The sequence below is a fragment of the Acidovorax sp. GW821-FHT09B03 genome, from assembly GCF_059418305.1.
In genome coordinates, this window is sequence record NZ_JBWKPP010000006.1 from 201,825 (window position 1) to 221,292 (window position 19,468).

Below are 19,468 nucleotides of genomic sequence, written 5' to 3' on the forward strand. Positions count from 1 at the left end.
CATGACCCGCTGCCTGCTGGTGGATGACGATCCCGCCATCCGCACCCTGCTGCTCGACTACCTGGGCACCTTCGGCTTCACGACCGAGGCCGTGGGCGACGGCCGGGGCATGCGTGCCGCGCTGGCGCGCCAGGGCTTCGATGTGGTGCTGCTGGACCTGATGCTGCCCGACGAGGACGGCCTGACCCTGTGCCAGTGGGTGCGCCGCGACCACGGGCAGTTGCCGGTCATCGTGCTCACCGCCCAGGGCGACCCGATGTCGCGCGTGCTCGGCCTGGAACTCGGGGCCGATGACTACCTGGCCAAGCCCTTCGAGCCACGCGAACTGGTGGCCCGCATCAAGGCCGTGCTGCGGCGCGGTGCGGCCGCCCCGCCCCAGGCCGATGCGCCCCAGGTGCGCTTCGAGGGCTGGACCTTCGACCGCCTGCGGCGCGAGCTGGTCTCGCCCGACGGCACCATGGTGGCCCTGTCGAGCGCCGAGTTCCGGCTGCTGGAGGCCTTCACGGCCCATGCCGGCAAGGTGCTCAGCCGCGACCGGCTGCTCGACCTCTCGCGCGCGCCCGGTGTGGTGGTGAGCGACCGCAGCATCGACCTGGCTGTCTCGCGTCTGCGCGGCAAGCTCGGCGAAGGCCAGCGCGAGCGCCCGCTGATCCGCACCATGCGCGGCGAGGGCTACCTGTTCGACGTCGAGGTGCAGCGGTGAACCAACCCGTGGCCTCGGGCAAGCGCTGGAACTGGCGCCGCCTGGACACGCTGTTCCTGCGCCTGTTCATCCTGATGTGGGTGGCGCTGGCGGGCAGCCACCTGGTGGCCTACCTCACGGTCACCAAGCTGCGCCACCAGCAGGACCTCTCCACCACGCTCTCGCGCCTGCCGCCGCTGGCCTCGCTGCCGCCCGGCAACCCCCTCACCGGTGCGGGCGTGCCTGGCGGCCCACCCAGGCCCGGTGGGCCCGGCGCCAATCCCTGGCCCGGGCCACCGCCCATGGGCGGCGAACGCATGCCACCGCCGCCCCTGCAGCCGCCCGGCGGCACGGCAGCGGGCAGCGACGGCCGCCCTCCCAATCCCTTCACCGCTGGCAACCCGCCGCGCATGAGCGGGCCCATGCCCCTCAATTCCCTGTGGATGGACTATGGCATCCGCTTCGTGCTGATCGGCCTGGCGGCCTTCCTCGGGGCACGCTGGCTGTCGCGCCCCATGCTGCGCCTGTCCCATGCGGCCAGCGCCCTGTCGCAGGACATCGACAAGGGCGGCAAGCCGCCCGTGCTCGACGAAACGCTGGGCACCGTGGAGGTGCGCAATGCCGCCCAGGTGTTCAACCAGATGTCGCAACGGCTCAAGGAGCAGTTCGACGCACGCGGCCTGCACATGGCCGCCGTGTCGCACGACCTGCGCACGCCCCTGACCCGGCTGCGCATGCGCGTGGCCCAGTGGCCCGAGGGCCCGGCCCAGCAGGCCGCCATCAACGACATCCGCGAGATGGACGAGATGATCGGCGACACCCTGGCCGTGCTGCGCGAGCAGCACGAGGGCAGCGAAGCCCGCTCCATCGACCTGGTGGCCCTGCTGCAGGCGCTGGTGGATGACCTGGCCGACCAGGGCCATCCCGTGGAGCTGCGGGCCCCTGCCAGCGCCACCACCGTGCGGGTGCGGGCGCGCACCGCCGCGCTGCGCCGCGTGATCGGCAACCTGGTGGGCAATGCTGTGCGCCATGGTGGCGGCGCCACCCTCAGCGTGCATGCCCTGCCCGAGGGCGCGGTACTGCACATCGACGACTCGGGCCCCGGCATCCCCGAGGCCCAGCTGGAGCAGGCCCTGGAGCCCTGGGTGCGCCTGTCGCAGGATGCGGCGCCTGCTCCCCATGCCATGGCGGGGGACCTGCCGGCGCGCACTGCCGGTTACGGGCTGGGCCTGGCCATTGCGCGCGACCTGGCGGAGCGCGATGGCTGCCGGCTGAGCCTGCACAACCGGCCTGAAGGCGGGTTGCGTGCGCAGTTGGTCATACCGCAGGCAGGCTGAATGTCGCGTTCAGGCAATTTTTAACGGTGTGCTTTGATTGAGGGCGGAGGCCGGGATGTGCGCCCGGCGGCGCAGTAACTTTCTCTTGCGTCGCCAAGAGAAAGTCACCAAAGAGAAGGCGACCCCGCTGCCCGTGTCCCCCTCGCCGGTGGCGAGGGGGCAGCCTGCGATGCTCCAAGCTGGGGTGCGCCTCGCAACTCACTGCGTTCCCCCTGCGGGGTGAACTCCGTTCAGACATCTGCGGCGAGTCAGATGACGAAGCGCGTGTGTCCTGCGGCACACGCGCCACCCCAGCTCCTGCGCTTCTCGGCACGGTCAGAAGGGGGTGGAGACCGACACGGGCCATTGCTTCGCTCGGCCTGTGGTCCTTCGCTGCGCTCGGCTCGCCAGAGCGATCGCACCCCAACCGTCGGCAGCGCACAGCGCGAACCGACACCCGGCGCAGCTGCGAAGCAGCAGCCGTCCCTGTCCCCGCTCCCCACCCCTGCTGGCTGCGCCGAGAAGCGCAGGAGCTGGGGTGGGTGCATGTGCCGCAGGACACATGCACTTCGTAAACTAGCTTGCCGCAGCTGTTTGAGCGGAGTTCGAAGAACGCAGCGAGTTCTGCGGCACCACCCCAGGACCGAGCATCGCAGGTTGCCCCCATCGCCCCACAGGGCGATGGGGGACGCAGACTGGGGGTCGCCTTTTCTTTGCCTTCTTTCTTTTGGCGACGCAAAAGAAAGAAGGTGCGCCGCCGGGCGCACATCCCGGCCTCCGCCCTCAACCACACATCAGAAGCCACCACCCCAACCATTTCAAAAGCAGCCCAACAGCGTCCACATTTCAGCCCAGACACAAACTGCATAAACAGGTGTTACAGGATGGCGAGACACTGTGCACACGGTCACCCAGACAGCCCGCCACTCCAATGCAACGCGGTTCGGGTGAGTGGTTTTCTTTTTCAACCAGAACCTGCAAGCCCATGAACAACACCCTGTACCACGACGACGACACCGCTCACCACCATGGGCTCCAGCACGACCTCAAGACCCTGACGCGCCAGGCCGCCACGCGCCGCAATGCGCTGCGCTGGCTGGCCGTGGGCAGCATGGCGCCGCTGTCCCTGCTCTCGGGCAACAGCATGGCCGACACGGCCAGCGACACCAGCACCGTGCTCAACTGGGCACAGGCCACCTACCCGCAGTGGTTCCCCGCCAGCTCGGCCGTGGCGCAGAGCAACGCCAACTTCATCTTCCGCTTCTACCCCACCACCGACAACTACCTGGGCGTGAGCCTGCAGGACGCGAACCTGTACGCCTACGGCCGCGAGACCGGCTATGCCTTCCTGAACCTCGGCCCGCTCTCGCACTGGGTGAGCCTGGCCGCGGGCGGGGCCACCAGCCAGACCTGCAGCATCATCCCGCAGGAGACGGCCGGCCCCTACCCCGGTGATGGAACCAACAGCAACCAGTCGGGCGTGGCCAATGCGCTCACGCTCTCGGGCATCGTGCGCAGCGACATCCGCGCCAGCATCGGCGGCGCCACCGGCATTGCGGCCGGCATCCCCTTGCGCGTGGAGCTGGAGCTGGTCAACACCGCGTCGAGCTGCGCCAGCCTGTCGGGCTACGCCATCTACCTGTGGCACTGCACGCGCGACGGCCTGTACTCCATGTACTCGAACGGCGTCACCGCCGAAAACTACCTGCGCGGCGTGCAGGAGACCAGCGCCTCGGGCATTGCGACCTTCCAGTCCATCTTCCCGGGCTGCTATTCGGGCCGCATGCCGCACATCCATTTCGAGGTCTACCGCAACCTGTCCAGTGCCACGCGCGGCTCCAACGCCATCCGCACCTCGCAGATGGCCTTCCCCACGGCGGTGTGCCAGCAGGTCTACACCACCGACGGCTACAGCGCGAGCGTGCGCAACCTCTCGCAGATCAGCTTTGCCACGGACAACGTGTTCAGCGACGGCGTCTCGCTGCAGACAGCCACGGTGACGGGTGACAACACCAGCGGCTATGTGGCCAAGCTGCGCGTCGGCGTGAGCGGCTGATCCCCGACCCCTTTTCCTGCATTCCCTCCCTTGGGTGCTTCCGGCTGGCCGGGGCACCTTTTTTTCGTGCCCCGCGAGAGCGCACCGCCACCACGTCCGCACTACAGCCAGGCCACCCATCGGCCTACAGCCGCTCGGCCGGCATGCGCCCAGAATATGCCCACGACACCGGGAGACTTCCATGAGCGCGATTCCACCCAAGGACACCTACCAGCTGGTCTTCGACCGCCTCACCGAGCAGGACTCGACCACCGCGGAGCGCACAGCGCGGCTGCTGGCCCAGGTCATCGACCACCTGGAGCAGCGCCGGGAGCTGGACCGCCAGGAAATCGAGGAAATGGTCCACAAGCTCGGCTGAAGTGACACACCCCCTGAGTCGCTTCGCGCCTTCACCCCTCTCTCAACTCGCTGCGCGAGTCGGGAGGGGGACGCCCCCAGCGCAAGCGCGGGATACGCCGCCTGCGCGGCGGGGCGGCCCTTGCGCGGGGGCACTGGCCTCGAACATGCCCGTTTCAAGCGTCGCGGGTGGCGCGCAGCGCAATGGACGACTGATATCCCTGTCCCCGTGCGGGCGGGTATCCATGCGCGGCCAATGCCTTTGGTGCAGAAGGGCCAAAGACCGGTTCAGTAGCATGTCCACTCACCTGTACAAGGACTCGACCTACCCATGAATGCTTCGCTTCGCACCACCTCGGCCGTCATCGCCCTGGCCATGGCCGCCCTGACCGTTCCTACGCTCGCGCAGGCCAAGCGCATGGGTGGCAGCAGCAAGCCTGCTGCGGCCCGCCCAGCACCAGCGGCCGCAACCGCCGCGCCGAAGGCGCCGGCAACGCCAGCCACCCCGGCAGCCACACCAGCCGCTGCGGCCCCAGCGGCGGCGGCAGCCCCCGCTGCAGCGGCGGCACCCGCAGCGCGTCCCGGCATCGGCTCCACCCTGGGTGCTGCTGCCATCGGGGGCGTGGCCGGTGCCATGGTCGGCAGTGCCATCGCCAGCCCCAGCGCGGACAAGGACGCCAAGGACAAGGAAGCCAAGCTCAAGGAAGCCGAAGCCGCCGACAAGGAAGCCAAGGAACTGCAGCGCAAAGCCGATGAAGCCAAGGCCAAGGCCGAGGCAGCACGTACCGCAGCCAAGTAACTCCATAGGCCCGCTACAGCGGGCCCGCCATGCGGCTACTCCAGCGCCCTTGAGGCGCCCAGCGCAAACACGGAGTTGGGAACCCCTTCCCTGGGCAACTGCGGGCGAGGCTTCACGCGCTTGGCGGAGCTGTTTTTCTCTGCGGCAATGTGCACGCGCTCGATGGGCGCCTGCTGGCTCACCAGCTCGGCCACGGACACCGATGCCAGGTACTCCATCACCGAGTGGTTGAAGGCGGCCCAGAGGTCCGCCGTCATTGCGCCCTGCGAGCTGCTCATGGCATCGCCCAGCCTGCCGGCACCACCCGGCTTGCCGACCTCCGAGGCCAGCACGATGTCGGCCACCGAGATATCGCGCGCGCCCCGGGCCAGGGTGTAGCCGCCGCCCGGGCCCCGCGTGCTGATCACCAGCCCCGCCTGGCGCAACCCACTGAAAAGCACCTCCAGGTAGGACACGGAAATCTCGTACCGCTCGCTCAGGGCAGACAGCGCCACCGGGCTGCCCACGGAGCGGGACGCCAGATCCACGATGGCGACGACGGCAAATTTGCTACGGGTGGTCAGGCGCATGGGCGGCTCCGGAAATGGGGTTGGGGGTGCTCCGCGAGCACCCGGTGGTTGTTCTTGTTCATGGTGGTTCTTCTTTCAGGCATCGGCGCAGCCCTTTTGCACCACCCTAAGCAGCAGTTGCATCCAGCCGGCATGGCCCCAGTCCAGCGCCTCCAGCACGGAGGCAGCGGGCGCCTGTCCGCGGGCCAGGTCCACGTCGAACGTGCCGTCGGCCTTGTCGGCCGCCACCCGAACGGCGGCGCCCAGCAGCGGGATCGCGAGCGGCGGCCGGGGTCCGTCCGGGCCATCGGCATCGATGCGCAGCACACACCCGGGCAGCAGCCCGTAGCTCCAGCGGCGCTCGGGATGGGCCTCGGCCCCCAGCGTGTTCATGTGCGCCAGGCGCTGGGCCTGGGTCATGCCGAAGGGGTCCGACAGCGGCGCATCCTGCTGGGGGTAGCCGTCGATGCAGGCGGCGCCCAAGGCGATGGCCGCCGCCGCAAACGCGAAGCGCCAGCGCTGCCAGACGGCGAGCGGCCTGTATGTCAGCCAGGAGGCTTCGGTCACGAGTGCATCCCAGGTGGATGGACAGACCCCGGGGAGGGAGGATGGTCGATTTCCATGGTGAATCTCAGGGGCCAGGCCAGCGCTCCGATACTGGCAGCGCATGGGGACCGGCGGCGGTTCAATCAATGCAATGGGAGGGTCGCGCAGCGGCCATGTGCGCGCGGCTGAAGGCTGCCAGGGAGGTCGGCAGCCAACGAGGGAGAACCGCTTCGCAAGCGAAGCGAGGGGGAGCCGGCCGCTGGCCGGCTGCTCAGGCGAGGATGCCTGGGGCCTTTGGTGGTTTGTGCGGCGGCGCAAGTGCCACGGAGGGCGTGCGCACCTGGGCGAGCGGGATCAGGCCCCTGGCCGCTGCGGCGCCGGTACCGGCCAGCGCCATGGGCTGCAGCAGGTCCGGAAAGTCCTGCCGGTCATCGAGCAGGGCATGGTCGTCGGCATCGGAGTTGGCGCCGGGGACTTCGTGCCCCGGTGCGGTCTGGCTCAGCACCGCCAGGTCCTGTTGCGGCTCGAACGATGGGAAGGGTTTGCTGGAGCCGACGACGGAAATCCCCACGCACAGCAGAAAGTGCAGAAGGAAGACGGCGACAAGGCTCCGGAACATGGTGGCCAATTATAGGCAGCATGGCGGGCCTCCCGGGCCCGCCATGGATTCACATTGCCATCGGCAATGACCGAGATCAAGGAAGCACTTCGAACACCAGGTACTGGTTGCGGTCGGTGGTCGAGTCGGCTGTCGGGAAGTTGTCGTCGGCCACCACCACCAGCGAGTCGCGGCCGTTGGCCAGTTTGGGGCCGAAGGTGATGCCCTCCAGGTTGGCAATGCCGCCGAGCTGGGCCTTCAAGGTCTCGAAGTCGAGCACCAGGCGCTTGGTGACGGGCGTGTAGCTGGCGCCGGCCAGGGCGGACGTGGCCAGCACATTGGTGGCATTGGCGGTGTTGATCTCGTACAGGCGCGCCTGGTTGCCCACCACGCCCACCGAGAAGCTGCGCTCCAGCACCAGGAAGCGCGTGGCACTCATGGCCAGGATTTCGGTGGCGCCGCTGACCGTGAACTGGTCCGCAGGCACCGGCACGGCCTGCACCTTGTCCACGGGGTAGGCGTACTGCGCCACGGCGGCACCGGTGCTGCGGTCGAACATCGTGATGCGCGAGACGCTGCCGGCGGTGGTGGTCGATGCCGGGCCATCCTGCAGCAGTGCGCCTTCCATCAGCACGGCGGCGCGGCTGTTGTCGGGCGTGAAGGCGATGCCTTCGAAGGCCAGGTTGCCGCGCGGGCCGGTGTTGTCGGCCGACATGCGGAACATCGCGGGGATCTGGTACTCGCGCACATGGGTGCCGTCCGGGCGGATCTCGCGGATGAAGGGGTCGATGATGCGCGCAGCGGTCGTGCCCGAGGCCAGCGTGCGGTCGCCCTCGCTGACCCAGACGTAGTTGCCCGTGGCGCGGTCGATGCGCACCGATTCGGGGTCGGCCACCAGCGGATCGGGCACCTTGGGGTACACCGCACCATTGGGCTGCTTCATGCTGAAAGTCGACAGGAACTGCACACCGCTGAAGCTGCTGGTGTCGTAGTTCAGGCGCACGGTGTACATGCGCGGCGCATTGGCCGAGTCGGTCGTGGTGCGGTCGTCCGACAGAAGGATGAACTGGTTGCTCTTGTCGTCGTAGTCGATGCCCGAGATGCCGCCCACCACCGTGCCCTGGTACTCCATGCGGCGCGGCAGCACCTGCTGGCCGATGAGGCGCAGCGAGCCGACCGAGCGCTCGCCATTGTTGTCATCGCTGCCGCCACAGGCGGCGAGCAGTGCGGTGGCGGCGCACACGGCGCCCAGCGTCCAGAGACTGCGAAGAACTGTCATTGTGGTTTTCCCCTCGTGAGTAAAGCGGGGGAGTCTAGGGAGCGCATGTGACAGAACGGAGACCGGCCCGTGGCGCGAGATGCAGGCACCCGGATGCCGCAAGGCACGCAAGTGATGGTAAATTTTCTGGCTATTTCCAAGGACACCTTGTGCCGCTGTTGAAACTTTCGTGCGCCAACTGCTCTGCCCCCCTGCAAATCGGAGAGGACCTGGAACGCTTTGCCTGCAGCTACTGTGGGACCGAGCAGATCGTGGAGCGCTCCGGAGGCATCGTCTGGTTGCGAAAGGTGGAGACCGCAATCAAGGCCGTGCAACGGGGCACCGACCGAACAGCGGCAGAGCTCGCCCTGGTGCGGCTGGACCGTGAACTCGGCGAAGCCCAGGCGGGCAGGGCTGCGTTGATCCACACGGCGAACGCGCAGTTTGCAAAAGCCAACGCCCACCGCAGCAGCATTGCTTCGATCGCGTTCCTGGCTGCAGCATTGCTGTTTCCCATGGTCGTTGGCCTTTTCGGCAGGCACATCAGGGAGGGTGAATCCTTGTTCGTCTGGGCCATGGTCAGTCTGGGCACGCCCCTGGCAGTCTATTATTCGATCAAGGCGCCCACCCGCGTCGACATCCAACAGCCCTTGGCGGAAATCGATGCCCGAATCGCCCAGATTGAGGAAGACATCGGTTTGAGCCGTGCCGTTCTGGATGCTCCGCAGACCTGACGGTGGCGCAGCACGGCCGACATGGTTGACCGCCTTCTACCTCGCATCCAGGCCCGCCTCGCGCGGGCCTTTTTACGCCCGGTTGCAACCCGGAGATAGAATCCGCCTTCGCTAGGGGTGTCGGCCTGCGCAAGCAGCTCCGACTGAGAGAGTCCCTTTGAACCTGATTGAGATCATCCTCGCGCAGGGAAGCAGTCCGCATACGCCATAACCTGGCGCTCCGCTCCCTGTGCACTGGGGCTGGTGCGTTGGGGTCCAGCCAGTACGCTGCCGACCCTGCTCTGTCGTCCATTGATTGAACGGAGAGCCCAACCGCCATGTCAGCCCATCTTCCCGCAAGCACCGCCGCGCCCGCCAACGAGGCGCTGGCGCCGGTCAGCCCTGACCGCCGCGTCTTCCAGTGGCATGACCATGCCTCGCTCTGGTTCAGCCTGGGCGTGGGCCTCTTGGTCATGCAGGTGGGCAGCTACCTCATGCCGGCGCTGGGCACCAAGGAGGCGCTGATCGCCATCGTCGCCGGCTCCATCGTGGGTGCGGGCCTGCTCGGCTGGGTGGCCAAGCTGGGCTGCGACAGCGGGCTGGCGAGCGCGGGTCTGATGCATGCGGTCTATGGCCGCACCTTTGCCAGCCTGCCCATCATTCTCAACATCGTGCAGCTCGTGGGCTGGGGCACGTTCGAGCTGGTGGTGATGGGCGAGGCCACGGTCGCCATCGGCCGCCAGTCGGGCAGCATGGCAGGCAGCCAGTGGCCGGTGCTGGCCACGCTGCTGTGGGGCGGTGTGGTGATGCTGCTGATCAGCGCATCCATGGTGCAGCTGGTGCGCAAGCTGATTGCGCGCGTGGCCTTGCCACTGGTGGTGCTGTCGCTGCTGTGGCTGAGCTGGCAGTTCCTCTCGCTGGCCCACGCCCAGGGCTTCGATCAGCTGTGGAACCGCCCCGGCGCCGGCGGCATGGGCGTGCTGCCTGCGCTGGACCTGGTGATCGCCATGCCCATCTCGTGGCTGCCTCTGGTGGCCGACTATGCGCGCCACGGCAAGCACGGTGGATCGGCGCTGCGCGGCACCTGGCTGGGTTACGCGCTGGCCAACATGTGGTGCTACACGCTCGGCGTGCTGGTGGCGCTGACCCTGCCGAGCAAGGACCTGGTGCAGGCCCTGCTGCTGGCCCAGGGCGGGCTGATCGCACTGTCGCTGATCCTGATCGACGAGGTAGACAACGCCTACGGCGATGCCTATTCGGGCGCCGTGTCGGCCCACAGCCTGCTGCCGCGCTGGGGCGTGCGCCGCTGGGGCATCGTGATGGCGGCAGGCTGCACCGCGCTGGCGCTGGTGCTGCCCATGCACAGCCTGGAGCCCTTCCTGCTACTGCTCAGCTCGGTGTTCGTGCCCCTGTTCGGCGTGATCCTCGGCCGCCTGGCCTTTGGCACCGATGCCCCGGCGCTGCTGCAGCGCGCGGCACAGGTCCATTGGCTGCCCGTGGCCATCTGGCTGGTGGGCATCGCGGTCTACCATGTGGCGCCGCTGGTGCTGCCGGGCGCGGGATCGGCGCTGCCGGCGCTGGTGTTCAGCTTCGCTCTGGCCTGGGCAACACGACCCAAAGCCTGACTGGTTGATCGATCAGAAAACCCGCTGCGCCACCGGCGCATAGCCATGGTTCAGCGGGCCATGGCCGCCACCGGTGACCACCTGGGCACCCGCGGCGATCGCGCCCAGGATGTAGGCGCGGGCGCTTTCCACCGCCTGCTGCAGCGGCTGGCCCAGGGCCAGGTGCGCGGCGATGGCGGACGACAGCGTGCAGCCCGTGCCATGGCCATTGTGCGTGGCGATGCGGGCCGACTGCAGGCGGTGACCGGCCTGGCCGGGCGCCGTGGCCAGCACATCCACCACCCAGTCGCCGGGCAGGTGACCGCCCTTGAGCAGCGCGGCGCGTGCACCCAGGCCCAGCAGATCCTGCGCGGCCTGCTCCAGGTCATCCATGCCCGCCAGGGTGCGGCCCAGCAGCCAGCCGGCCTCGTCGAGGTTGGGCGTGATCACCTCGGCCAGCGGGAACAGCTCCCGCACCAGCACACCGACCGTCTCCTGCGCGATCAGGCGGTCGCCGCTGGTGGCCACCATCACCGGGTCGAGCACCACGTGGGGCAGCCGGTACTCGCGGATGGCGTTGGCGACCACGTGCACCACCTCGGGCGAATGCAGCATGCCGATCTTCACCGCATCGACGCCAATGTCCTGCACCACGGCGTCGATCTGGGCCTTGAGCATTTCGGGCGGAATGCCGTGGATGCCCGTCACACCCCGGGTGTTCTGCGCGGTGATGGCGGTGATGGCCGTCATGCCGTAGCAGCCCAGCGCGGCAAAGGTCTTGAGGTCGGCCTGGATGCCTGCGCCGCCCCCGCTGTCGGAGCCGGCGATCGAGAGCACGCGCGCATAGCGCGGGGCCGTGGAGGGCCCTGCGGCCGCGTTGGAAGGGGCTGAAGTCATAGGGCCGAAATTATCCCTTATGACCTGGGTCAGCCAACGGCAGGGGCAATGTGCTGTAATTGCGGTTCACGGACGAAACAGGGGTGTCCCGCCGATACGGCGTGCGACTGAGAAAATACCCTGGGGCTGCGTGCGGCCCCGCTACCCGATCCAGGTCATGCTGGCGTGGGGAGTTTCCACAGCGACGGTAAGCAGCCATCCCGTTTTGTCCACCTGTTGTTGCACAGCTGGACGCATGACCCTTTCTTCCTCCTCGTCGTTTGCCATTCTGGGCGCAGGCCTCATGGGCCGGCTGCTGGCCGTCGAACTGGCGCGCCAGGGCCACGCCGTGGACATCTACGACGCCGCGGGCCCTGCGGCCGAGCAGTCAGCCGCCACGGTGGCCGCCGCCATGCTGGCGCCGCTGGCGGAGTCGGCGGTGACCGAACCGGGCGTGGTGCGCATGGGCCAGCACGCCCTGGTGCGCTGGCCACAACTGCTTTCGCAGTTGGCACAACCGGTGTTCTTCCAGCAGGAAGGCACGCTCATCGTCTGGCACCGGCAGGATGCGGCCGAGGCCCAGCGCCTCACCCTCCAGTTGCAGACCAACCACCGGGCCATCCCCGATCTGCCAGCGCTGCAGGTGCTTGACGGCACGGGCCTGGCCACGGTGGAGCCGGCCCTGGCCGGGCGCTTCACCAAGGGCCTTTACCTGCCTGGAGAAGGCCAGCTCGACAACCGCCAGTTGCTGGCCGCCCTGCTGCACGAGATGCAGCGCCTGGGTGTGCGCACGCACTGGCATGCGCCGCGCCACCCCGATGCTTTTGCCCCCGGCGAGCCGGGCCAGCCCGACTGGGTGCTGGACTGCCGCGGCCTGGGTGCGCGCGACCCGTGGCGCGCGCTGCGCGGCGTGCGCGGCGAGGTGGTGCGTGTGCATGCACCCGAGGTCACGCTGCAGCGCCCCACGCGCCTGGTGCACCCGCGCTACCCGATCTACATCGCGCCCAAGGAAGACCATCTCTTCGTGATCGGCGCGACCGAGATCGAGTCCGACGACCTCTCGCCCGCGAGCGTGCGTTCCACCCTGGAACTGCTGAGCGCCGCCTACGCCGTGCACAGCGGCTTTGCCGAGGCGCGCATCGTGGAGGTGGCCACCCAGTGCCGCCCCACCCTGCCGGACAACCTGCCCGCCATCCGCCAGCAGCGCCCGGGGGTGCTCGAAGTCAACGGCCTGTACCGCCACGGCTTCATGATCGCGCCGGCCATGCTGGACGTGGTGATGGAAGTGCTGGGCACGGGCCGGTCCGCCCTCGCCCCCCGATTCGATTTGAACCTGCAGTTGCTGCAACAGCCCCACGAGGCTGCGGCCGCCCTATCGCCATGAACGTTTCCATCAACCAGATCCCGCACGAGCTGCCCGAGGGCGCCACCGTCGCCGCCGCAGTGGCCGCCATCGCCGCGCGCCCGCCCTTTGCCGTGGCCGTGAACACCATCTTCGTGCCCAACAGCCGCTATGCGGCGCAAGCCTTGAACCCGGGTGACAAGGTCGAAGTCATTTCCCCCGTCACCGGCGGCTGAACCCCTCCCATCACCATGACCACACCCAACGATCCCCTGGTCCTGTACGGCCAGACCTTCGCCAGCCGCCTGCTGCTGGGCACCTCGCGCTACCCGTCGCCAGCAGTGCTGGAGGCTGCGGTAAAGACCTCGCGCCCCGCCATGGTCACGGCCTCGCTGCGCCGCCAGGGCAGCAACCCGGCTGAGTCGGGCAGCAGCTTCTGGGAGCTGCTGCGCCGCCTGGACGTACCCGTGCTGCCCAACACCGCGGGCTGCCACAGCGTGCAGGAGGCCATCACCACCGCGCAGATGGCACGCGAGGTGTTCAACACGCCGTGGATCAAGCTCGAACTGATCGGCGACGACTACACCCTGCAGCCCGACACGCTGAATCTGGTGGGTGCGGCCGAGCACCTCATCAAAGAAGGCTTCCAGGTGCTGCCCTACTGCACCGAGGATTTCGTGCTCTGCCAGCGCCTGGTGGACGTGGGCTGCCAGGCCGTGATGCCCTGGGCCGCCCCCATCGGCACCGGCCGCGGCCCGGTGAACCCCTATGCACTGCAGATGCTGCGCGAGCGGCTGAAAGTGCCCATGCTGGTGGACGCCGGCCTGGGCCTGCCCTCGCATGCCTGCCAGGTGATGGAGTGGGGCTACGATGGCGTGCTGCTCAACACCGCCGTGGCCCTGGCCCAGGACCCCGTGGCCATGGCCGGCGCCTTTGCCAATGCCGTGCACGCTGGCCGCACGGCACGCCTGGCCGGTGCCATGTCGGCGCAGGACGCCGCCCAGCCCAGCACCCCCGTGCTGGGCACCCCCTTCTGGCACCACGACGACCATGCCTGATACCGCCCCCACCGAACTGGCCAAGGCCATCGTGGCGCACCATGCCGCCACGTTTGCAGGCTTCGCGCCGCAACCCGTGCCCACGCCCACCTCCGGCGAGCCCGCCTACCTGGCGGCGCTGCAGGCGGCGAGCACCCTGGGCTTCATCGCCCACGATGCCGAGTGCATCGCCCGCGCCTGGCAGGCCCGTACCGTACGCACCGGCGCCGTGAACCCCGAGGCCTGGCCCGACGAGCCCGCCGACTTCGGCCTGCAGGGCCTGCCGCGCGCGCAGGCCTTTGCCACCGGCCCCGATGCGTTGGGCCTGTACGCCGTGTTGCCCGATGCCGCCTGGGTCGGCCGCATGGCCCGCGCAGGCGTGCCCACGGTGCAATTGCGCTTCAAGTCGGACGACCCGGCCGCCATCGAGCGCGAGGTCAACGCCGCCGTGCAGGCGGTGCAGGACACCGACGCCCTGCTGTTCATCAACGACCACTGGCGCGCCGCGATCAATGCCGGCGCCTACGGCGTGCACCTGGGGCAGGAAGACCTGGACGCACTGAGCGCGGCCGACCTGCAGACCTTGCGCACATCGGGCATTCGCCTGGGCGTGAGCACCCATGGCTATGCCGAGATGCTGCGTGCCGATGCCGTGGGCCCGAGCTACATCGCCATGGGCGCCGTGTTCCCCACCACGCTCAAGAAGATGGCCACCGCACCACAGGGTGTGGGCCGGCTGCACGGCTATGCGCGGCTGCTGCGCAGCTACCCGCAGGTGGCGATCGGGGGCATCGGGCAGGCGCAGTTCCCCGAGGTGCTGGCCACGGGCGTGGGCTCGATCGCCGTGGTGCGTGCGCTGTTCAATGCGCCCGACCCCGAGGCGGCGGCCGCGGCGCTGATGCAGGCCATGCAGCGCCCCTGAAGGCGCCGGCAACGCAAACAAGCGTCGCAACACACCGGAAGCCGGCAAGCGACCCCACAAGAAAACAGGCCCCGGAGGCCTGTTTTTTTACTTCTTGCGTTGGTTGTCGTCCTGGCGCTGCTCCAGCTCCAGGCGCAGCTCCATGAGGTCGTTCTCCGCACCGAAGCCCACTGCCTGGCCGGCTGGCGGTGGGGGCGTGACCGGCACAGGCGGCAGGTCGCTCAGCGTCAGGTGCAGGGGCTCCGACAGGTCCACGTCCAGGCTCACCGACGACTTGGTATAGGTGGCCGGTGGATTGCGCGGCTGCGCCGAGGTCAGCGGGGCTGGTGCCGAGGAAACCCCGCCGATGGGTGCCATGCCCGAAGCGGGCTCCAGGGTCAGCTCGGCAGGACCGGACTGCCGCGCCATCGGCGCGGGCGCAGACGATGCCGGGGCACCACCGAAGTCGAACTCCAGGCTGGCGGCCAGCGAGTCGAGCGGGAAATCGGGCTCCGTATTTTCCAGCGGCATGAGAAAGTTCAGGCCCTTCTCGGCGGCGGCTTCGAAAGAAACCTCCGTGGGCGTGGTGCGCTTGCGCGGTGGCGGCGCTCCCCGCATGCTCGGCGGCGTGGTCTGCGCGATGCCCAGCAGCAGCAGCAGGTCGTCGTAGGCAGCCAGATCGAAGGGCTCGGCCGCCTGGTTGCCTGCACGGTGGAACAGGAACTTGTCCAGCGTGTGCAGCACGGCTGGCGAGCTCCACTCGGCCTCGATCTCGGCCAGTGCGTCGGGGTAACGGTCCAGCGGACGGCCCTGGCGGTTGAAGGCCGAGAACTCGGGCACCTTGGCGTTGAAGTAGCGCATGAACTGCGAGCGCAGCTGCATGAAGTCTTCGGCGCGGCTCAGGGTGTGGAACAGGCGCAGCAGCTCCAGGTAGGCCACGGGCGTGGTTTCCTTGTGGTCCACGATGTGCTTGCGCAGCACCTCCACCGCCTGGTTGTGCTCGCCTACCGAGACAAAGAACTCGGCCTGCTGCTGGATGTCGAACACGTCGTCGGGGTTGACGATCTTCAGGGCCCGTGCCGGCTCGGCGGCGGGGGCTGCCGCCTTGGCCTGCACCGGCAGCCGGACGGCCGCGGCTGCAGCCACCGCCGTGGGCGCGGCATACAGCGGCGCCGGCGCGGACGCTGTCTTGACATCCTTGAACAGTGCGGCACTGCCGGACGGTGCCAGCAGATCGCCCTTCACCGATGGGACAGGCAGGGTTTCGAGCGGTTCCCAACCGGGATCGACCTGCCCTGCCGTGGGGGCGCTGGAATCGACCGCGCTGACCTTGACCGACTCGCGCCACGACTTCTCGGACAGAACGGCCTGGCGGCTTGCACGCTGCCACACCCAGGCCAGCAGGCCCAATGCGAGTGCCAGCAAGGCCCCCAGCACATACACGACCGTGGCCGGAAAGCGCTCCTGCGCCTCGTCGAGCTGCTGCTGCAATTGCTGCGTGGCAGCGAGCTGCTGGGCCGAGCCCGCCTTCACGGCCTTGGCCTCGGCCTCCAGCACGCGCAGGCGCTCGGCGTCCTGCGCCAGGCTTTCGGGCGTGGCGTTCAGGGCCTTCCAGGCAGCGGCCGCCTCGGCGCGCAGGGGCGACGAATCCTCCGCCGGGGTGGACAGCAGCTGGGTCGTGGCCCGCAGGGCCACCGGACTTTCCAGCCACAGGTCCAGTGGCTCCAGCACCAGGCGCGGGCCGGCAGCTGCAGGCGCCGGTGCCTGCGCACTGGCCATCACGCGCGCATTGGCACGGGGGGCCGCAGATGCCGGGGCGCTGGCCCGCGGCGCAGCGCTGGCAGCCCTGGCAGGGGCCGACCGGGCCGGCGCCTCCGCAGCGCCACGGGCCGGGGCACCGCCCGCAGCGCGGTCAGAAGGGGAAGAGGCATTGGCCAAGCCCGATGCACCGGCACCGATGCCGCCCGCCAGCGCAGGTGGCACGACCGGCAGTTGCCCGGCTGCCACAGGGGGAACCCGCCCAGGCGGGTCTGCCAGAAAGGTATAGCTGCGCGTCACCTTGCCCGCACAGCCAGCGGTGAGCGTGACGGTCAGAACTGGCTCGTCGACGACCGAGGAGGTCTGCACGCGGACGGATGCTGCACGCCCGGCCGACTCGGCCTGGGGTGTCACGCGCACCCGGGCGGGGCTGACAGGGGTATCACCCGCGACAAGAGTGGCTCCGATACATGACGATGCGACGTCAGAACCCTGGTCTGGCTGGATGTCGAAGCTCAGATCGACCGGCGAACCGATCACCACGGCGCCCCGGCCGCTGCCCAGCGAAAGCGCCGAGGCGCCCAGGGCAACCACCCACAAACCAGCTCCCAAAATGGTGTTACGGAGTTTCACAATAAATTCTGTTTTGAGCGCGTCCCATTCTTGCACATAAGTGTGCGGGCATGTCCACAGCCATAATGGCGCTATGAAAATTCAGTTTCTCAACGTCGGCATCGTGGGTTCGGGCGCCATGGGCCGCGGCATCGCGCAGATTGCCGCCCAGGCCGGCAGCCAGGTCTTCCTGCTCGACACCCAGGCCGGCGCAGCCCTTGCCGCCCAGAACAGTATCCACGACCAGTGGCAAAAACTCGTAGGAAAAAATCGCATTTCTGCAGAGCAGGCCGCCGCCTGGTCTGCGCAATTGCACATTGTTGACAATACGGCCGGGCTGGCGCATTGCGATCTGGTGGTCGAAGCCATCGTCGAGCGGCTGGACGTCAAGCGCAGCCTGTTTGCCGACCTCGAGAAGGTCGTGGGCGCCGAGACGGTGCTGGCCACCAACACCTCGTCCCTGTCGGTCACCTCCATCGGTGCCGGCATGCAGCGCCCCGGGCGCCTGGCGGGATTCCACTTCTTCAACCCCGTGCCGCTCATGAAGGTGGTGGAGGTGATTGCCGGGCTCAAGACCGAGCCGGCCGTCTGCACCGCCCTGTCCGACTACGCCAAACAGATGGGCCACACGCCCGTGCTGGCACAGGACACCCCTGGCTTCATCGTCAACCACGCCGGTCGCGGCTACGGCACCGAGGCCCTGCGCATCGTGGGCGAGGGCGTGGCCGACTTCGCCACCATCGACCGCATCCTGCGCGACCAGGTCGGCTTCAAGCTCGGCCCCTTCGAGCTCATGGACCTCACGGCGCTGGATGTCTCGCACCCGGTGATGGAGTCCATCTACCAGCAGTACTACGACGAGCCGCGCTACCGCCCCAGCGTGATCACGGCGCAGCGCCTGGCCGGCGGCGTGGTCGGCAAGAAGGTCGGTGAAGGCTTCTACCGCTACGAGAACGGCGCGGCCCAGGTGCCGGCCGAGCCCCCGGTGCCCGTGGTCGCCGAGATCCCGCCCGTCTGGGTGTCGCCGCGCGCTGCGCGGCGGGCCGAGCTGTACCAGTTGCTCAAGGACCTGGGCGCCACCATCGAGACCGGTACCTCCCCCTCGCCCCAGGCCATCACCCTGGTGGCACCCCTCGGTTTCGACGTGACCACGGTGGCCGTCGTGGAGCGGCTGGACCCGGCACGCACCATCGGCATCGACATGCTGGTGGAAGAAGCCGCCACCAAGCGCCGCGTGCTGGCCACCAACCCTGCCACGCGCGTGGACATCCGCAACGCCGCGCACGCCCTGTTCGCACGCGACGGCAAGCCGGTCAGCGTGATCCGCGACAGCGGCGGCTTCGTCACCCAGCGCGTGGTGGCCACCATCGTCAACATCGCCAGCGACATCTGCCAGCAGGGCATCTGCAGCCCGCGGGATCTGGAAACGGCTGTGACGCTGGGCCTGGGCTACCCCCTGGGCCCACTGGCCATGGGCGACCGCTGGGGCCCGACCAACATCCTGGAAGTGCTGTTCAACATGCAGACCGTGTACGGCGACACGCGCTACCGCCCCAGCCCCTGGCTGCGCCGGCGCGGTGCCATCGGCCTGAGCCTCAGCCACGTGGAAGAAGCCTGAGCCCCCGTCCAGAAAAGAAAAGCGACCCGGAGACACGATGCCCGCAGAACTCAAGAGCACCAGCCAGGGCAAGACCCTGGTGCTGACCATCCACAACCCCGAGAGGCGCAACGCCATCGAGCCCGCCATCTACGCCGCTGGCGTGGAGGCCCTGAGCGTGGCCGAGAACAGCGACGACATCCGCAGCGTGGTCATCACGGGCTCGGACAACATGTTCTGCGCCGGCGGCAACCTGCAGCGCCTGCTGGCCAACCGCCAGGAGGCGCCCGAGGTGCAGGCACAAAGCATCGAGGGCCTGCACAACTGGATCGAGGCGGTGCGCACCTACCCCAAGCCCATCATCGCGGCGGTGGAAGGCGCGGCCGCCGGCGCCGGCTTCTCGCTGGCCCTGGCCTGCGACATGGTGGTGGCCGCGCGCAATGCGGTGTTCGTCATGGCCTACAGCAACGTGGCCCTGTCGCCCGATGGCGGCGCCAGCTGGAGCCTGGCCCAGGCCTTGCCACGCCAGGTCGCCACCGAGATCCTGATGTGCGGCGACCGCATCCCCGCCGAACGCCTGCATGCCCTGGGCGTGGTCAACCAGCTGGCCGACCCGGGCAGCGCGCTCGAGGTGGCCCTGGCCCTGGCCGAGCGCCTCAATGGCCGCGCACCGAATGCGCTGGCCAGCATCAAGGAACTCCTGAACGACGCGCCCGGCAACAACCTGACCCGGCACCTGGCCAGCGAGCGCGACCACTTCGTGAAGAACCTGCACCATGCCAATGGCGGTGTGGGCATCTCGGCCTTCCTCGAAAAGCGCACGCCGAACTACGAATAGCCCTTTGCCTGCAGCAGCTCATCACCACGGCCCTTTCACAGGGCCGTTTGT

The 19,468-nt window shown here is 68.7% G+C and carries 19 protein-coding genes and 1 riboswitch; of the genes, 13 read left to right on the top strand and 6 right to left on the bottom strand.

The features are described 5' to 3' along the window. Position 1: 1 nt before the first annotated feature. The 5 genes from AC07PA_RS13735 to AC07PA_RS13755 all read left to right on the top strand — a co-directional run bounded on the left by AC07PA_RS13735 (position 2) and on the right by AC07PA_RS13755 (position 5,189). Entirely contained in the window at positions 2–703 is a 702-nt protein-coding gene (locus tag AC07PA_RS13735; protein WP_007857100.1) for a response regulator, read from the top strand. Then, a complete protein-coding gene (locus AC07PA_RS13740; protein WP_494608161.1) occupies positions 700–2,019 on the top strand; it encodes an ATP-binding protein in 1,320 nt (439 codons plus the stop codon). The genes AC07PA_RS13735 and AC07PA_RS13740 overlap by 4 nt, the downstream gene beginning before the upstream one ends. 964 nt (positions 2,020–2,983) lie before the next feature. Further along, positions 2,984–4,054, top strand: a complete 1,071-nt coding sequence (locus AC07PA_RS13745) for a peptidase associated/transthyretin-like domain-containing protein (RefSeq protein WP_494608163.1) — start codon at positions 2,984–2,986, stop codon at positions 4,052–4,054. 181 nt (positions 4,055–4,235) lie between these two features. After that, positions 4,236–4,412: a hypothetical protein gene (locus AC07PA_RS13750; RefSeq protein ID WP_007855676.1), complete on the top strand. Its 177-nt coding sequence runs from the start codon at positions 4,236–4,238 to the stop codon at positions 4,410–4,412. A gap of 309 nt (positions 4,413–4,721) precedes the next feature. Beyond that, the gene (locus AC07PA_RS13755; protein ID WP_494608166.1) at positions 4,722–5,189 is read left to right on the top strand and encodes an ABC transporter substrate-binding protein; all 468 of its coding nucleotides are present in this window, start codon (positions 4,722–4,724) and stop codon (positions 5,187–5,189) included. A 35-nt stretch (positions 5,190–5,224) separates the two neighbouring features. On the opposite strand, the gene AC07PA_RS13760 is transcribed toward AC07PA_RS13755, so the two are convergent. The 4 genes from AC07PA_RS13760 to AC07PA_RS13775 form a co-directional block, all read right to left on the bottom strand. Further along, complete coding sequence (locus AC07PA_RS13760) at positions 5,225–5,758, bottom strand: Rrf2 family transcriptional regulator (RefSeq protein ID WP_007855678.1); 534 nt, start codon at positions 5,756–5,758, stop codon at positions 5,225–5,227. A gap of 75 nt (positions 5,759–5,833) precedes the next feature. Further along, complete coding sequence (locus AC07PA_RS13765; RefSeq protein ID WP_238541845.1) at positions 5,834–6,304, bottom strand: hypothetical protein; 471 nt, start codon at positions 6,302–6,304, stop codon at positions 5,834–5,836. Between the two features lie 250 nt (positions 6,305–6,554). Continuing rightward, positions 6,555–6,902, bottom strand: a complete 348-nt coding sequence (locus AC07PA_RS13770) for a hypothetical protein (RefSeq protein WP_494608168.1) — start codon at positions 6,900–6,902, stop codon at positions 6,555–6,557. 76 nt (positions 6,903–6,978) lie between these two features. Next, the gene (locus AC07PA_RS13775) at positions 6,979–8,160 is read right to left on the bottom strand and encodes an esterase-like activity of phytase family protein (protein WP_494608170.1); all 1,182 of its coding nucleotides are present in this window, start codon (positions 8,158–8,160) and stop codon (positions 6,979–6,981) included. Positions 8,161–8,309: 149 nt separating this feature from the next. Between AC07PA_RS13775 and AC07PA_RS13780 the strand changes: the two genes are divergently transcribed. Together AC07PA_RS13780 and AC07PA_RS13785 are read left to right on the top strand one after the other, a co-directional pair. Next, positions 8,310–8,873, top strand: coding sequence for a TFIIB-type zinc ribbon-containing protein (locus AC07PA_RS13780; RefSeq protein ID WP_007855682.1), 564 nt, complete (start codon positions 8,310–8,312; stop codon positions 8,871–8,873). Between the two features lie 103 nt (positions 8,874–8,976). Further along, positions 8,977–9,080: riboswitch (TPP riboswitch) on the top strand. Positions 9,081–9,190: 110 nt separating this feature from the next. Next, positions 9,191–10,477, top strand: coding sequence for a purine-cytosine permease family protein (locus tag AC07PA_RS13785; protein ID WP_494608172.1), 1,287 nt, complete (start codon positions 9,191–9,193; stop codon positions 10,475–10,477). A gap of 12 nt (positions 10,478–10,489) precedes the next feature. Here the strand turns inward: AC07PA_RS13785 and thiD are convergent, their stop codons facing one another. Then, positions 10,490–11,353 carry a bifunctional hydroxymethylpyrimidine kinase/phosphomethylpyrimidine kinase gene (gene thiD, locus AC07PA_RS13790; RefSeq protein ID WP_007857518.1) on the bottom strand — a complete coding sequence of 288 codons (864 nt, stop codon included), beginning with the start codon at positions 11,351–11,353 and terminating at the stop codon, positions 10,490–10,492. 235 nt (positions 11,354–11,588) lie between these two features. On the opposite strand from thiD, the gene AC07PA_RS13795 reads away from it, so the two are divergent. The 4 genes from AC07PA_RS13795 to AC07PA_RS13810 are packed head-to-tail and all read left to right on the top strand — an operon-like array spanning position 11,589 to position 14,633. Then, positions 11,589–12,716 (top strand): FAD-dependent oxidoreductase, encoded by a 1,128-nt coding sequence (locus tag AC07PA_RS13795; protein WP_494608174.1) that lies wholly within the window; start codon positions 11,589–11,591, stop codon positions 12,714–12,716. Next, on the top strand, positions 12,713–12,910 hold the full coding sequence (thiS, locus tag AC07PA_RS13800; protein ID WP_007857516.1) for a sulfur carrier protein ThiS: 198 nt from the start codon (positions 12,713–12,715) through the stop codon (positions 12,908–12,910). The genes AC07PA_RS13795 and thiS overlap by 4 nt, the downstream gene beginning before the upstream one ends. 15 nt (positions 12,911–12,925) lie before the next feature. Next, a complete protein-coding gene (locus AC07PA_RS13805; RefSeq protein WP_494608176.1) occupies positions 12,926–13,732 on the top strand; it encodes a thiazole synthase in 807 nt (268 codons plus the stop codon). Beyond that, positions 13,725–14,633, top strand: coding sequence for a thiamine phosphate synthase (locus AC07PA_RS13810; protein ID WP_494608178.1), 909 nt, complete (start codon positions 13,725–13,727; stop codon positions 14,631–14,633). The genes AC07PA_RS13805 and AC07PA_RS13810 overlap by 8 nt, the downstream gene beginning before the upstream one ends. A gap of 87 nt (positions 14,634–14,720) precedes the next feature. On the opposite strand, the gene AC07PA_RS13815 is transcribed toward AC07PA_RS13810, so the two are convergent. Beyond that, positions 14,721–16,964, bottom strand: coding sequence for a type IV pilus assembly protein FimV (locus AC07PA_RS13815; protein ID WP_494608291.1), 2,244 nt, complete (start codon positions 16,962–16,964; stop codon positions 14,721–14,723). 112 nt (positions 16,965–17,076) lie between these two features. Here AC07PA_RS13815 and AC07PA_RS13820 point away from each other — a divergent pair, with 112 nt between their 5' ends. Together AC07PA_RS13820 and AC07PA_RS13825 are read left to right on the top strand one after the other, a co-directional pair. Beyond that, positions 17,077–18,600: a 3-hydroxyacyl-CoA dehydrogenase gene (locus AC07PA_RS13820; protein WP_007857512.1), complete on the top strand. Its 1,524-nt coding sequence runs from the start codon at positions 17,077–17,079 to the stop codon at positions 18,598–18,600. A 37-nt stretch (positions 18,601–18,637) separates the two neighbouring features. Next, complete coding sequence (locus AC07PA_RS13825) at positions 18,638–19,417, top strand: oxepin-CoA hydrolase, alternative type (protein WP_494608181.1); 780 nt, start codon at positions 18,638–18,640, stop codon at positions 19,415–19,417. Positions 19,418–19,468 lie beyond the last annotated feature (51 nt).